Annotated in this window: 18 protein-coding genes; 8 read left to right on the top strand and 10 right to left on the bottom strand. The window is 68.1% G+C overall.

The genetic code is table 11. The annotated features are described in order from the left end of the window. Positions 1–14 precede the first annotated feature (14 nt). The 4 genes from EDC25_RS05760 (at position 15) to EDC25_RS05745 (ending at position 2,098) form a co-directional block, all read left to right on the top strand. Positions 15–848: a S1/P1 nuclease gene (locus EDC25_RS05760; protein WP_123522024.1), complete on the top strand. Its 834-nt coding sequence runs from the start codon at positions 15–17 to the stop codon at positions 846–848. Then, on the top strand, positions 845–1,153 hold the full coding sequence (locus EDC25_RS05755) for a diguanylate cyclase domain-containing protein (RefSeq protein ID WP_341802773.1): 309 nt from the start codon (positions 845–847) through the stop codon (positions 1,151–1,153). The genes EDC25_RS05760 and EDC25_RS05755 overlap by 4 nt, the downstream gene beginning before the upstream one ends. 319 nt (positions 1,154–1,472) lie before the next feature. Next, on the top strand, positions 1,473–1,898 hold the full coding sequence (locus EDC25_RS05750; RefSeq protein WP_205984956.1) for a hypothetical protein: 426 nt from the start codon (positions 1,473–1,475) through the stop codon (positions 1,896–1,898). Next, positions 1,895–2,098 carry a helix-turn-helix transcriptional regulator gene (locus EDC25_RS05745; protein WP_123522027.1) on the top strand — a complete coding sequence of 68 codons (204 nt, stop codon included), beginning with the start codon at positions 1,895–1,897 and terminating at the stop codon, positions 2,096–2,098. The genes EDC25_RS05750 and EDC25_RS05745 overlap by 4 nt, the downstream gene beginning before the upstream one ends. A 50-nt stretch (positions 2,099–2,148) precedes the next feature. On the opposite strand, the gene pcp is transcribed toward EDC25_RS05745, so the two are convergent. The 6 genes from pcp to pxpB are packed head-to-tail and all read right to left on the bottom strand — an operon-like array spanning position 2,149 to position 6,960. Continuing rightward, the gene (gene pcp, locus EDC25_RS05740) at positions 2,149–2,799 is read right to left on the bottom strand and encodes a pyroglutamyl-peptidase I (RefSeq protein WP_123522028.1); all 651 of its coding nucleotides are present in this window, start codon (positions 2,797–2,799) and stop codon (positions 2,149–2,151) included. After that, positions 2,796–3,749: a DUF979 domain-containing protein gene (locus EDC25_RS05735; protein ID WP_123522029.1), complete on the bottom strand. Its 954-nt coding sequence runs from the start codon at positions 3,747–3,749 to the stop codon at positions 2,796–2,798. Before EDC25_RS05735 ends, pcp begins: the two co-directional genes overlap by 4 nt. Next, positions 3,746–4,465: a DUF969 domain-containing protein gene (locus EDC25_RS05730; RefSeq protein WP_123522030.1), complete on the bottom strand. Its 720-nt coding sequence runs from the start codon at positions 4,463–4,465 to the stop codon at positions 3,746–3,748. Before EDC25_RS05730 ends, EDC25_RS05735 begins: the two co-directional genes overlap by 4 nt. Next, positions 4,462–5,217, bottom strand: coding sequence for a 5-oxoprolinase subunit PxpA (locus EDC25_RS05725; RefSeq protein WP_123522031.1), 756 nt, complete (start codon positions 5,215–5,217; stop codon positions 4,462–4,464). The genes EDC25_RS05730 and EDC25_RS05725 overlap by 4 nt, the downstream gene beginning before the upstream one ends. Continuing rightward, a complete protein-coding gene (locus EDC25_RS05720) occupies positions 5,210–6,172 on the bottom strand; it encodes a 5-oxoprolinase subunit C family protein (protein ID WP_123522032.1) in 963 nt (320 codons plus the stop codon). Before EDC25_RS05720 ends, EDC25_RS05725 begins: the two co-directional genes overlap by 8 nt. Further along, positions 6,169–6,960: a 5-oxoprolinase subunit PxpB gene (gene pxpB / locus EDC25_RS05715; protein WP_240639650.1), complete on the bottom strand. Its 792-nt coding sequence runs from the start codon at positions 6,958–6,960 to the stop codon at positions 6,169–6,171. The genes EDC25_RS05720 and pxpB overlap by 4 nt, the downstream gene beginning before the upstream one ends. Between pxpB and EDC25_RS05710 the strand changes: the two genes are divergently transcribed. Beyond that, positions 6,931–7,263, top strand: coding sequence for a 3-deoxy-7-phosphoheptulonate synthase (locus EDC25_RS05710; protein WP_123522041.1), 333 nt, complete (start codon positions 6,931–6,933; stop codon positions 7,261–7,263). The two genes, pxpB and EDC25_RS05710, sit on opposite strands and share 30 nt — an antisense overlap. Before the next feature lie 14 nt (positions 7,264–7,277). On the opposite strand, the gene EDC25_RS05705 is transcribed toward EDC25_RS05710, so the two are convergent. Beyond that, positions 7,278–7,760 (bottom strand): OsmC family protein, encoded by a 483-nt coding sequence (locus EDC25_RS05705; RefSeq protein ID WP_132577294.1) that lies wholly within the window; start codon positions 7,758–7,760, stop codon positions 7,278–7,280. 297 nt (positions 7,761–8,057) lie between these two features. Between EDC25_RS05705 and EDC25_RS05700 the strand changes: the two genes are divergently transcribed. Further along, entirely contained in the window at positions 8,058–8,465 is a 408-nt protein-coding gene (locus EDC25_RS05700; protein ID WP_123522034.1) for a globin, read from the top strand. Positions 8,466–8,484: 19 nt separating this feature from the next. Here EDC25_RS05700 and dxs read toward each other — a convergent pair whose 3' ends face one another. From dxs to EDC25_RS05685, 3 genes are all read right to left on the bottom strand, one after another. Further along, positions 8,485–10,389, bottom strand: coding sequence for a 1-deoxy-D-xylulose-5-phosphate synthase (gene dxs, locus EDC25_RS05695; RefSeq protein ID WP_123522042.1), 1,905 nt, complete (start codon positions 10,387–10,389; stop codon positions 8,485–8,487). A gap of 60 nt (positions 10,390–10,449) precedes the next feature. Next, positions 10,450–11,028, bottom strand: coding sequence for an HNH endonuclease (locus tag EDC25_RS05690; protein WP_123522035.1), 579 nt, complete (start codon positions 11,026–11,028; stop codon positions 10,450–10,452). Between the two features lie 153 nt (positions 11,029–11,181). Then, a complete protein-coding gene (locus tag EDC25_RS05685) occupies positions 11,182–12,225 on the bottom strand; it encodes an OmpA family protein (protein ID WP_132577293.1) in 1,044 nt (347 codons plus the stop codon). Positions 12,226–12,559: 334 nt separating this feature from the next. Between EDC25_RS05685 and EDC25_RS05680 the strand changes: the two genes are divergently transcribed. Together EDC25_RS05680 and EDC25_RS05675 are read left to right on the top strand one after the other, a co-directional pair. Further along, a complete protein-coding gene (locus EDC25_RS05680; protein ID WP_123521399.1) occupies positions 12,560–13,321 on the top strand; it encodes an MlaA family lipoprotein in 762 nt (253 codons plus the stop codon). Between the two features lie 102 nt (positions 13,322–13,423). Then, positions 13,424–14,065, top strand: coding sequence for a DUF937 domain-containing protein (locus EDC25_RS05675; protein WP_164483965.1), 642 nt, complete (start codon positions 13,424–13,426; stop codon positions 14,063–14,065). Positions 14,066–14,100 lie beyond the last annotated feature (35 nt).

The following is a 14,100-nucleotide window of genomic DNA, read 5'->3' as shown; positions in this document are numbered from 1 at the left end:
ACAGGCTGAAGCCGATGCGCGCCCGTTCGACACCACGTTTGTACGTCTTTGCGCTCTGCATGGGCCTGCTGTTCGGCAGCGCGGCCGCACAGGCGTTCGGGCCGGATGGCCACCGCATCGTCGCGGCACTGGCCGAGCGGCAGCTGGCGCCGGCGACGCGTGCCGAAGTGCAGCGACTGCTGGGCGCGCAGGCCTCGGAAGGACTGCCCGGCCTCGCGAACTGGGCGGACGAGGTCCGTGACCAACAGGCCTGGCGGCATACCAGCCGCTGGCACTACGTGAACTTTCCGCGCGGAACCTGTCGATACGATGCCACGCGCGACTGCGCCGATGGTCGCTGCATCGTCGCCGCGCTCACCGACCAGGCGCGTCGTCTTGCCGATCGCAGGCTGAATGACGAGGACCGCCTGCTGGCCCTGCGCTTCGTGGTGCATTTCGCCGGCGACCTGCACCAGCCGCTGCACGCCGGTTATGGCGACGACCGTGGCGGCAACACCTTCCAGGTGTTCTACATCGGTCGCGGCAGCAATCTGCATGCGCTCTGGGATGGCGGCATCCTGCGTTCGTCGCGACTGGAATGGCCGCAGCACGTCGAGCGGCTGTCGGAACGCAGCACCGGAACGGGAAGTGCTGACATCGCCTGGTCGCGCAACGCGCCGGTACGCTGGGCGGAAGAATCCTGCCGCCTGATCGACAGTGCCGCGATCTATCCGCCCCGCCCCGGCAAGCTGCCGGACGGCTACGTGGCGGATCACTACCCCCTCGTCGAGCGGCAGTTGCTCATCGCCGGCGCGCGTCTTGCCGCCTTGCTGGACAGTGCGCTGGCGCCGGATCGTCGCCGACGCTGAACGCGCCTGGGCTGAACCGAGACCACGACACGCTCGCCGGCCCGCGCTTTTCCGTCAGTGCCAGCTTCGGCGTGGCGATGGCCGCGCCTTCGCCCGGCGGCAGGCTGGATGCGCTACTGATCCACGCCGACATCGCGCTGTATTGCGCCAAGTCCGAAGGCCGCAACCGCGTCAGCCCGATGGCGACCTCGACCCTGCTCGCCCAGGGCACGCACCGGGGTGTCCCGATCCTTCTCCTCGCGGTCGCCGCCATGGCTGCATGCCACTTGCGGCCGGCCAGGTCGGCGTTCGCGTCGCTGCCGTAGCTGCTTGAGCCCCGTCAGCCTTCGGCGAAGGCCCGGCCTTGCGCCGCGCATCGGGCAGCAGGATTGAAGATGTCGTCGCCCACGTCTCGACCGACGCAAATCCTGTGGCGCCCAGCCCGGTCGCGTCCTGCAGGATCCGGTCCAACTTTTCCGCACGCCGGCGCCGCATCGGCGTGACGCACAGTGCAGTGTCACTGGTTGCACCGCCGGCCGGCGCTGGTCCCCAGCACAGCGATCTACTGCATCCGATGTAAAGGTCGCTTGACAAACTCACGTCAAGATGGAAAGCTCGCTTTACATTCTGACAAGGAGCATTTCCATGGCAACGCGCATGAGCCCGGCCAGGCGCCGATACACCCTTCGTCTTGCCGCCGGCATGACGGCGTACCTGATCACCCTTTTCCTGGCCGTGACCTTCCTCCGCCACGGCAACCTCACCGGCCCGCTGGCCTGGCTGCTCGCCCTGCTGCCGGGCCTCAGCGTCGCCAGCGTGTTCTGGGCTTTCGGACGTCTGCTGGTCGAGGAGGATGACGAATACCAGCGCATGCTGCTGGTCCGGCAGTCGTTGATCGCCACCGGTTTCACGCTCACCATCGCCACCCTGTGGGGTTTCCTCGAGATGTTCGGCCTGGTGCCAAGAGTCGAGGTGTTCTATCTGGTGCTGCTCTGGTTCTTCGGGCTGGGAATCGGCAGTTGCTTCAACGGCGGGGTCGGCCGCTGCGGACGGGAGCGCGAGGAGGCATGAACAACCGCCTGAAGGCCCTGCGTGCCGAACGCGGCTGGAGCCAGTCCGACCTGGCCGAGCGCCTGGGCATCTCGCGCCAGAGCGTCAACGCCATCGAAACCGGCCGTTACGATCCCAGCCTGCCGCTGGCCTTCCGCATCGCCGATGTCTTCGGCCAGCCGATCGAGATGATCTTCCTTCGCGAAGATGCCGGCAAATGAGCCAGCGCGGAACTGGAGGCCACGCAGACTCCGCCCAGCGGTCCTCGCCGTCAGTGTTCGGCGCCGGCGCTGATGGCGACGTCGACCGGCGTACGCAGGGCGGTGGCGATGGCGATGCGCAGGCCCTCGACCATGGCGTCGATGGACAGCGCCGGTACGCCGGGACGACCAGCCGCCTGCTCCGTCGAGTACGGCACATGGATGAAGCCGGCACGGACGCGCCAGCTGCGCCGCAGTGCATGCATGAGGCCGTAGAACACATGGTTGCAGACGAAGGTGCCGGCCGTTTGTGACACCTCGACGGGAATATCCGCGGCGCTTATGGCCGCTCGCATCGCCTTCACCGGCAGCGTGGTGAAATAGGCCGCCGGCCCGTCAGCGACGACGGGCGCATCGACCGGTTGCCGGCCGCCATTGTCGGGAATGCGTGCGTCATCGACGTTGATGGCGATGCGCTCCAGCGACAGCGCAGGCCGGCCACCCGCCTGTCCAACCGCGATCACCATCGCCGGCCTGTGTTCGCGCAGCAGGGCGCGCATCCGCTTCAGCGACACGCCGAACTCGACCGGCAACTCACGCGCGACGATGCGATGCCCGGCGATCCGCCGGCCATCTAGCGCCTTCACTGCCAGCCAGCTGGGATTGACCGTTTCGCCGCCGAAGGGCGCGAAGCCGGTGAGCAGGAGTGTCGCCGTCGTCATCGGAAAATGATCAGGTACATCAGCAGGACATTGCAGGCGAACAGCGGCAACGCCGTCCACACCTGCTGGCGGATCACGCCGTTGGCATCCTTCAGTTCCAGCAGCGCCGCGGGAACCAGGTTGAAATTCGCCGCCATCGGCGTCAGCAGCGTGCCGCAGTAACCGGACAGCATGCCGATCGCCGCCATCGAGGCCGGGTCGGCGCCATGCACGTTCACCAGCAGCGGCAGGCCGATGCCGGCCGTCATCACGGGAAACGCGGCAAAGGCATTGCCCATGATCATGGTAAACACCAGCATGCCCAGGCCGTAGGCAAGCACCACGACGAATCGGTTTTCGACGGGAATCGCCTGCGTGGCCAGTGCCGCGACGGCATCACCGACACCGGCGGCGGCGAACACGCTGCCCAGCGTTGCCAGCAGCAGCGGCAGCAGCGCCGCCCAGCCGATGGCATCAATCAACCGCCGCGACTGTTCGATGGCCGATGCCGGTGACTGCCGGGTCAACACGCAGGCGGTAATGGTCGCCACCAGGCAGGCCAGGCCGAGGCCAACCAGCGTCGTGTGCTCGCGGCCGAACACACGCACGCCGGCGATTTCCAGGTTCGCCAGCGGCACCGCGACCAGCACGGCGATGGCGGGAATCAGCAGCGCCGGCCAGAACAGGCGATTGCCGAGACGCGCGGCTTCCGCCGCCTTCTCCACGGCGCTGCTCTCGTCATAGCGGCCGCGACCCAGGCCGCCGAACCCGGCCAGACAGGCCAGCACCACGACCACGCCGCCGACCACGACGGGCGGCAGGCGATCGGCCGCGAGCAGCATCAGCGCCAGCAATCCCCAGAACAGTGCACTCGCCCGGCGACGCGGGTTGCCGCGATCGCGCCAGCCCAGCAGCGCCACCCAGGCGATGTAAGTGCCGGTCAGCCAGTAGATCCACTGCAGGCTGATCATGGCGCGTCTTTCCGGTCGGACTTCGCGCTGGCCTGCGCCAACAGCGCCGCCGCCTCGCGTGCGAGGCGTCGATCCAGCCGCAACAGGCGCGTGGCATGGATGGCGAAGGCGCAGATTGCCGTCGGCAGCGCCCACAGCGCGATGTGCAACGGTTCCAGCTGGATGCCGCTCTCGGCCAGGAAGCCCTGCATCAGCAGCACCGCGCCGAAGGCGATGAAGACATCCTCGCCAAAGAACAGGCCGACATTGTCGGTGGCTGCCGACATCGCGCGCAGCCTTTCCCGCGACGCCTCCGGCAGGTCGCCCAGTCGTGCTTCGGCGGCGCCCTCGGCCATCGGCGCCAGCAGCGGCCGCACCGTCTGCGGATGTCCGCCCAGACTGGTCAGTCCGAGCATCGATGTCAGCTGTCGCGCACCCAGGTACACCACCAGCAGACGGCCGGCGGTGGCGCCGCGCATGCGCCGGATCCATGCCTGCGCACGTTCCTTCAGGCCATGGCGTTCCAGCAGTCCGATGACTGGCAGCGTCAGCAGGAAGATCGCGAGATAGCGCTGCTTGGCAAAGGCCTCGCCGATCAGTTCGAGCACGCCGAGCGGGCCGTAGCCAGCGACCAGGCCGGTCACCAGTCCGGCGGCCACGACGACGAGCGCCGGATTCAGCCGCAGTGCGAAGCCGGCGACGACCACGGCGATGCCGAGCAGCGGCCAGTAACTCATGCGTGGTCTCCCGGTGCCGCGATGTTGAAGCCTTCGGCGCGCAGCGTTTCGTGCAGCGCCCTGGCGAAGGCCGCGGCGTCGTCGCGATCCCCATGCAGGCAAAGCGTGTCGGCGTGGATCGGTACGCGACCGCCTCCCACCGCTTCGACCTGTCCGTCGCGCAGCATGGTGCGGACCTGCGCCATCGCCGCATTGACGGACTCAATGACATCGCCGGGCTGCCCCCTCGGCACCAGCCGTCCTTGCGCCGTGTAGCCGCGCTCGGCGAACACTTCCTCTGCGACCTGCAAGCCTCGCGCGCGTGCCGCATGGACCAGTTCCGATCCGGCCAGCGCATACACGAACAGCTGCGGATCCAGGGCGTGAACGGCAGCCACAACGGCATCGGCGACATCGCGGTCGCGCGCCGCCCGGTTGTACAGCGCGCCATGCGGCTTGACGTGCCGCAGCCGCACCGATGCCTGCTCGCACACCGCAAGCAGTCGCCGCGTCTGCGCGGTCACCAGGACATGAATCGCGGCCGGACTCATGGACAGTTCCCGCCGACCGAAATGCTCGCGGTCGACGAACGAAGGGTGCGCACCGACGGCCACGCCATGCGCGCGACAGAGCTCGACCGCTTCGCGCATCGACTGTTCGCTGCCGGCATGGCCACCGCAGGCAATGCTGGCGGAACTGATGCAGGGAACGATGGCGGCATCGTCGCCGCAGCCTTCGCCCAGATCGCAGTTGAAATCGATGTGTTCAGTCATGCCTGTCCTGTCTGCTGCGGATGGCCAGCCGGATGCGCGCCAGTTGCTGCCTTTGCCTGGCCAGCGCCGTGACGGCTTCCTCGCGCGAGCAGGGCTGGAAAAGCAGGCGGTCACCGGGACGTCGCTGCGCCAGCAGCGGCCAGTCGGCGCGGATCACGTGGCCCATCCGTGGATAGCCACCATGCGTCTGCGCGTCGGCGAGAAGGATGATCGGCTGGCCGTCGCCCGGCAACTGGATCGTGCCCGGCGCGACCGGTTCGGAAATGCGCTCGCGCCCATCCCGAAGCGCGACGGTTTCACCGGTGAGACGCAGCCCCTGGCGATTGCTGGCCGCGGCGACGGTCCACTCGCGTGCGAACAGCGCGTCAGCCGGTTGCGTGGCATCGCTGCCCGGCAACACGCGCACCCGTGCTGGTCCGACCTGGTCGCTGCACGCGCTGTCGATCCACCACCCGGGCACATGCCGACGGCGTATGCCGGAACCGGCGTCGGGCGCGAGGTCAAGGCGATCGCCCTTGCGCAGCAGGCGCCCCTCGAAGCCGCCGAAGCCGCCACGCAGGTCGGTGCTCAGGCTGCCCAGCAACGCCTCGACCTGGATGCCGCCACGCACGGCGATGTACGCCCGTGCGCCGGCGCGGGCACGTCCGACGCGCACGGTGCTGCCTGCCGGCAGGTACAACGGTCGCGAATCGCCCACCTCGATGCCATCGACGCACAGCTCGAAGCCACCGCCGCAGACGGCGACGCACGCGTCCCGTTCGAGGCGCAGTGTCGGGCCGGTGAGGGTCGCTTCCAGCGTCGCCGCCTGCGGCGGGTTGCCCACCAGCAGGTTGGCGATGGCCTGCGACCAGGCATCGAGGGCACCCGCGCCGGCGACGCCGAGATGGCGGAAGCCGGTGCGCGGCGCAGCCTGCACCGACGTCGCCAGCCCGGGCGAAAGGACTTCGATGCTCATCGTGTCCTGTTTTCCGACAGCGAATCGAATCGCAGGCGGTCGATGGGGACGAAACAAAGGCGGTCGCCGGGCGACAGCAGCGCCGGCGGATCACGTCGCGCGTCGAACAGCGTCAGCGGCGTGCGTCCCAGCAGCCGCCAGCCGCCCGGACTTTCACGGGGATAGATGCCGGCCTGTGCGCCACCAATGGCGACACTGCCGGCAGGCACGGAAGTGCGCGGCGTACCCAGCCGGGGCATCGCCAGCAGCGGATCCAGCCCGAGCAGATACGGAAAGCCCGGCGCGAATCCGGTCATCGCCACCTGGTAGACGGGCGCGTGATGGCGGCGGATCACCTCCTCTGTTGTCAGGCCGGCATGCGCGGCGAGCGCGGCAAGGTCCGGTGCGAAGTCGCTGTCGTAACAGACCGGCACCTCGAGCACGGCCCCGTGCCCCCTTCCTGTAACGTCGGGCGCGGCCTCAAGTTCGCGCAACAACGCCGCAACCCGCCGCAGCGGATCGCAACCCACGATGTCGGTATCGACGAACAGCGCCAGCGTGGCGTAGGCCGGTACGCAGTCCCGCAACCAGGCCGGCGCGCGGGCACGCAGTCGCTTCGCCAGCGAATGCACGGCACGGTTGGTATCCGCGGCGACCTGGTCCCCGAGGCGCAGCAGCACGGCCTCTTCGCCCATCGCCTCCAGCACATACGCATCCATGCCGGCAGCGTAGCGTGACGCCGCGGGCAGGCACAGGGGTCGGTGTTGCCCTTGATCGGCATGCGCACGGCGGACCTCGATGGCGCGCATGCCGGGCATTTCCGCGGCCTCCACAAACCGTTCGCCGCCAAGGTTGGCCCATCGGTGTCCGCGGACCAGCTGATGCGTCCGGTTGTACGGCTGGATCCGGGCAAGGAACCGGCACGGCATGCGCGATCGGACAAGGTGTCCGGACGCGGGGCTTTCAGTCGGCCCCAAGGGCGGCGATGGAAACGTTCGACACCGCGACCGCCGCTGTTACCGCGGCACCCCGTCAGCTCGGCCAAGTGGGCGACGGACGCGTGCACCATCGCAGGAACGAGCGTCGCCGCACGCCGCAATGGGCGCGCATGACGCCCGTGCCCGGCTCAGGCGCCCGCCTCGAACGACTTGTCGCCCTTGAGGATGCGACCTTCACTGTCGACGACGCTGACATCCACCTCGATGCCCTGGCGCACGCTCTGGGTGACGATGCAGAAGTCCTCGAACTGCTGCAGCACCCGGTCAAGATGGCTGTAATCGACGTTCTGTCCCGGCAGGTGCAGCACGACTTCGGCACGCGGGATCCGCCAGCGTCCGGCATCGTTGCGCATCAGCGTTGCGGATGCCTCCGCAACCAGGCCTTCCACCGTGTTGCGCTGCTTGCGCAGGGCGAACAGCAGGCTGGCAACCAGGCAGTTGGCGACAGCGGCGAGCAGGAAGCGCGCGGGATCCGGGCCACGATCCGCGCCCAGCGGCGCGGCCTCGTCGCCGAGCAGGCTGTCGAGATCCGTGCCGGGGAAGCTGATGCGGAATGCGAAGTCGGCGTCCTGTTCCAGCCGTACATGGATAGGCTGCGGTTCATTGCTCATTGTCATCTCCTGTTGGCGCACAGCGTCCCATAGAACCCGCTGCGCAGGCTGGGTTTCCAGAGCGGACTGGACGGAAATCCAGGTTACACCCGGGCGTGGCGTGAAACGGCTCACGGACCCGCCGGCCGGATCCGCTGCCCGGGCGCGCTTGTCCAGCGAGGGTCGGCGAACAGCGCTGAATCGCGTTCAAACGTTTCGTCGCAAACCGGCGGCAAATCGAATTGTCAAGCGCCCAGATCATCGGTCGGATCGCGCGGGTGCCGGAAAATGAAGCGCCGAAACAAGGAGTGATGGTCAGTGAGTCCCGCCACCTATGCCGACCTTCAGCAGAGCTACGGCCGTTGCCTGCGTGAAGACAGTTTCATCGACAAATTCTACGAGCGGTTCCTGGCCAGCGATCCGCGCATCCGGGCGATGTTCGAGAAAACCGATTTCGCCAAGCAGCGCATGGCCCTGCGTCGCGGCATCAGCATGGCGATCCTGCATGCCGACGGCAGCTCCATCGTCGAGCGGCCGATGGGCCAGATGGCGGACGTGCACGCACGTGCCGGTCGCGCACCGGTGCCGCCGGAGTTGTATCCACTGTGGGTGAACGCGCTGCTGGACACCATCAAGGCCACCGATCCCAAGGCGGACGACACCCTGATGCGTCGCTGGCGCGAGGCGATGGAGAAAGTCACCGCGATGTTCGTGCGCCACTACTGAGCGCACCGGGCACCTGCCCTCAGCCGGCGGCCAGCCGCCCCGGCGCGAGGGTCGGCAGCTGCGGCCACCGGCGCAGGATGGCGGACTTGACGCCATCGGCATCCAGGCCGCATTCGGCGAGCAGCTGCTCTCGGCTGGCGTGTTCAAGGAAGGCATCAGGCAGCCCCAGTGAAAGCAGCCCGGTGGCGATGCCCTCGCGTGCCAGCAGCTCGGCGACCGCGGCGCCGGCGCCGCCCTGCAGCGCATTGTCCTCCAGGGTGACGAAGGCGCCGTGCGTGCGCGCCAGTTCGAGCACCAGCGCCTCATCGAGCGGCTTGACGAAGCGCATGTTGACGACGCTGGCGTCGAGGTCGGCGCCGACCTGCTCGGCCACCGGAACCATCGCGCCGAAGGCGAGCAGCGCGATGCCGCGACCCTGCCGTCGCACTTCCGCCTTGCCGATCGGCAGCGGTTCCAGTGATGGATCGATGGCGACGCCCGGACCGGTGCCGCGCGGATAGCGCACGGCTGCCGCGCCCGGATGCAGGAACCCGGTGCTGAGCATGCGCCGGCATTCGTTTTCGTCCGCCGGCGCCATGACCACCATGTTCGGGATGCAGCGCAGGAAACTGAGGTCGAAGCTGCCGGCATGGGTGGCGCCGTCCGGGCCGACGATGCCGGCGCGGTCGATGGCGAACAGCACGTCCAGGTCCTGCAGCGCGACGTCGTGGATCAACTGGTCGTAGGCGCGCTGCAGGAACGTGGAGTAGATCGCGACGACCGGCTTCATGCCCTCGATGGCCATCCCTGCGGCCAGCGTGACGCTGTGCTGCTCGGCGATGCCGACATCGAAGTAGCGGTCCGGGAACGCCTTCGAGAAACGCACCAGGCCGGATCCCTCGCGCATCGCCGGCGTGATGCCCAGCAGCAGCGGATTGGCGGCGGCCATGTCGCAGAGCCAGTCACCGAACACCTGCGTGTAGGTCGGCGCGCCACTGCTGGGCTTCTTGACGATGCCGCGGTGGCGGTCGAATGGCGACACCGCGTGGTACTCGATCTGGTCGGCCTCGGCCTGTTCGTAGCCCTTGCCCTTCTTCGTGATGACGTGCAGCAGCTGCGGGCCGCGCAGTCCCTTCACGGTGCGCAGCGCATGCAGCAGCGCCGGCAGGTCGTGGCCGTCGATCGGGCCGGTGTAATGGAATCCGAATTCCTCGAACAGCGTGGACGGCATGAACATGCCCTTCCAGTGTTCTTCCCAGCGGCGCAGGAAGCGCCACAGCCAGGAACCACGGCGCAGCGAGCGCTTGGTGCGTTCGCGCATGCGCACGAGCGTCGGATTGGTCAGCAGGCGCGACAGGATCTTGGTCAGCGCGCCGACGTTCTCCGAGATCGACATCTGGTTGTCGTTGAGGATGACCAGCAGGTCCGGCTCGGGGCTGAGGTCGCCGCCGTGGTTCAGGGCCTCGAAGGCCATGCCGGCGGTCATCGCGCCATCGCCGATGACGGCGACGGTGCGGCGCGACTCACCCTTGCGCTGGCTGGCGATGGCCATGCCCAGCGCCGCGGAAATCGACGTCGAGGAATGACCGACGCCAAGCGTGTCGTATTCGCTTTCCTCGCGCTTCGGGAAGGGCGCCAGGCCGTCCTTCTTCTTGATCGTGCCGATGCGGTCGCGTCGGCCGGTCAGGATCTTGTGCGGATAGCACTGGTGGCCGACGTCCCAGACGATGCGGTCTTCCGGCGTCTCGTACAGGTAGTGCAGTGCCAGTGTCAGCTCGACCACGCCCAGGCCGGCACCGAAATGCCCGCCCGATCCGGACACGGATTCGATCAGGTAATCGCGCAGTTCGTCGGCACAGGCCCGCAACTGCGCTTCAGGCAGCGTGCGCAGGTCGGAAGGGCTGTCAATCTGCGACAGCAGCGGATAGCGGGCGGAGTCGATCATGGGACCGCGCATTGTCCGGCAGCGGCCCCGGCACGGCAAGCGTGGCACAGGGCCTGTGGTTCAGGCTGTGCGGCGGTTTTTCGGCAGGTGCGAGACGAGGAACTGCATCTGGTCCGCCAGGATGTTGCGGTTCGACAGGATCAGGTGTTCGACCCAGCTCGGCCGGTACGGCACGGCCAGCAGCGGCATGCCGGCCTGCGCCGGCGTCCGCGCGCCCTTGCGGACGTTGCAGGCGATGCACGACGCGACCACGTTCTCCCAGATGTCGCGACCCCCGCGTGACAGCGGCACGACATGGTCACGGGTCAGCTCGCCGCGGCTGCAGTGCGCGCCGCAGTACAGGCACAGGTAACGGTCGCGTGCGAACAGTGCGACATTGGTCAGAGCCGGCGAGGGATTGTGCAGGCCGTTCCGGGCATGGCCACGCGCGGCGATGATCGAGTGCAGGTGCAGGATGCTCTGCTGCCCGGTGCGGCGGTTGTGGCCGCCATGGACGACCAGGCAGGGTTCGCCCAGCGTCCAGGCCACGGCTTTGCGTGCGTACAGGCACGCCGCGTCCTGCCAACTGATCCAGTCGAGGATGCGTCCACCGGCGTCCAGCGAAAGAACGCGTGTGGCATGCAGGTCGTACACCGGCATTGCGGCCTCCGATCCTTCAGGTTGGCCGGAGCATAACCGTTTTCTGCTGCCAGCATCCACCGCGACCGCCCGGGTGCCCGGCGTGGCGGGGCCGGAAAAGGAAAAGCCCGGCTTGCGCCGGGCTTTTCCCGCACCGAAGTGACGAGGGTGTGCTTACTGCACGACCAGCTCGACGCGACGGTTGCGCTGACGGCCTTCGCGGGTGGCGTTGTCGGCGATCGGGCTCGACTCGCCATAACCACGGGCGTTCAGGCGGCCGGAGTCGATACCGTTGCCGACCAGGTAGTCGAACACGGCCTTGGCGCGACGCTCGGACAGGCCCTGGTTGTACTGGTCGCTACCGACGCTGTCGGTGTGACCGGCGACTTCCACGCGGATGTCCGGGTACTGGCGCAGGACTTCGGTCGCCTCGTCCAGCGTCTGGCGCGATTCCGGACGCAGGGTGGCCTTGTCGAAGTCGAACTCGACGCCACGCAGGTCGATGGCGACCTGCAGCTCGCAGCCGTCCGGACCGACGACGGTACCGGCCGGGGTGTTCGGGCAGCGGTCGTCGCAGTTGTTGACGCCGTCACCGTCGCTGTCCAGCTCGGAGCAGTGCGGCTCGGCCGGCGGCGGCGGCGGCGGCGGCGGAGCGGCCGGCGGCGGCGGCGGGGCGATTTCGCCGAGCGCGACCTGCACGCCCAGGGCGAGGACCCAGTCACCGAAGTTGTCGGCGCCCGGCACCGACTCGTCGTCGAAGTCGTAGCGGTAGAAGGCTTCGGCACGACCGCGGACGCGCTCGCTGAAGTCATAGGCAAGACCGGCACCGGCCTGGGCAACGAAGTCCCAGCCACGGTCGAAGCCGTCGCGCTCGTGCAGGCTGGCGCCGCCGCCGACCAGGACGTAGGGCTTGAACGCGCCTTCGCCGAAGAACTGGCGGTAGGTCAGGGTCGCAGCCATGTTCTGGAAGCTGCCGCTCGCCGGCCAATCGTTGGTGCGATTGGTGCGGTCAATGGCGAATTCCAGAGCGGCGTTGTTGTTGAAATACTTGCCGATACCCAAGGCGCCGAACACCGAGCCTTCCTCGGTCAGGCGATCCTTGTCATTGTTGTAGTAGCCCACGCTGGGAGCCACATACCAGCCATCAGCGGCCTGCGCCACACCCGCGGCCGCGAACAGGCCCAGGGTGACGGCAGCCATCAAGCGGTTCTGTTTCATCGGAGTCTCCTTTTTGTTGTGCCGGCGCCCAAGAGGGCAAAAACAGCGGTGGCAGTGTAGCGGAATATGCGCACGTGTACAGCGGATTCCTGTATGGATTTAACCCCCGCTTAACTAGCCCGACCCAGCAAGCCCCGCGGTAACCCATTGAAGGGATGGAAAAATTACACGCGCCGGCCGAAGGTTACACCCACAATTCTTCACAACATCTCACGCGGCATCGGGCGCCGTCGGTGCGAACCCGGTCCGCGCAGCCTAATCCCGGCTGACTGCGCGATCACGGCTGGTTCTCCCGAGCGGATACACTACCGCCCGGTTCAGAAAAGCTTCGACCATGCCCCAGTTGCGCCGCTACGCCCTCCTCCTGATGGTGGTCCTGTTCCCGACGCTGGCGGCCGCCCAGGTCGGCTTCGTGCGCAGCGCCGATGAATTCGACCCGCTGGAGCGCTACAACCGGCGGGTCTTCGCGTTCAACCAGACCATGGACCGCGCGGTCATCCGCCCGGTCGCGCGCGGTTACGAAAAGATCACGACGCAAGGCGTCCGCACCTCGGTCACCAATTTCTTTGCCAACCTCAGGCTGCCGCTGTCCGCCGCCCATGCCCTGCTCCAGGGCAAGCCGCGCGTCGCCGGCCGGAACCTGACCCGGTTCAGCATCAACTCCACCATGGGCGTGCTCGGCCTGTTCGACCCGGCCAGCCGGCGCTTCGACATCCAGGGGCAGCAGGAGGACCTGGGGCAGACGCTGGCCGTGTGGGGCGTGCCGGAGGGTCCTTTTATCGTGCTGCCCTTCATCGGCCCGAGCACCGGCCGCGACGCGGTCGGCGGCGCCGTGGACGGCATCGCCGATCCGGTCAGCTACTACGCGCGCCAGGAACGCGAGTTCCGTCCGCTGGCACTGGACCTGATCAACCTGCGCGCCTCGCTCTTCCACACCGAGCGCTACATCGACGAGGCCTACGATCCCTACAGCTTCGTGCGTGATGCCTACCGGCAGCGCCGCTGGTATGCGATCTACGACGGCGAACCGCCGGCGGACGTGCTCGACCGCATCCTGATGCCGGAAGACGATCCGGCCGATCTGCTCGAGGACTGAGACGCGTTTCGCGCCGCCCGGCGTGCCGGCGCGTGAAGGTGGACCGCGCCCGCCGTCGTCATCGATCCGTTCTTTTCCACCGCACCAGCCAAGGAAGCCTCCGTGTCCATTTCCATCGACCATCTCCTGCAGTCGTTCGACGCCAACACGATCAATTCAATCGCCCGGGAACTCGGCGTCTCGCCCACGCAGGCCACTGCGTCGATCGAACACGCCCTGCCGGTCCTGCTCGGCCAGATGGCGCGCAATGCAGCCGAGCCGGAAGGGGCGAAGGCGCTACTCGGTGCAGTGGAGCGGGATCACACCGGCATCGATATGGGCGGACTGCTGGGCGGACTGTTCGGTGGTGGCGGCGCGCCGGCGCCGCAGCGCCCGCAGGAGAGCGGCGGCGACGTGCTGTCGCAGGGCATGGCCATCCTTGGCCATGTGTTCGGCGGCGCCCGCCAGGCACCGCAGACCCCGAAGGTCGGCGGCCTCGATGGCGCCACGTCCGGCAAGCTGATGGCCATGCTGGCGCCGCTGGTGATGGCGTGGCTGGGCCGGGCCAGGCAGGGTGGCGGCCTGGACCTGGGTTCGCTGGGCCAGGTGCTGGGTGGTGCCAGCCGGCGCCTCGGCGGCGGCCAGTCGGGCGGCGGCAGCGGGGCGCTCGGCGCCATCCTCGACCGCAATGGGGATGGCCGGATCGGCCTGGACGAAATGCTGGGCGCCGCCCAGTCGCTGGGCCTGTTCGGCGGCAAGCGCTGACCGTTGTCCGAGGGTGGATGCGCCGGCAATCCGCC

This window comes from Pseudofulvimonas gallinarii, assembly GCF_004343305.1.
GTDB lineage: Bacteria > Pseudomonadota > Gammaproteobacteria > Xanthomonadales > UBA2363 > Pseudofulvimonas > Pseudofulvimonas gallinarii.
Note: the sequence above shows the minus strand (reverse complement) of the source record. Positions and strands in the feature narration are given on the sequence as shown.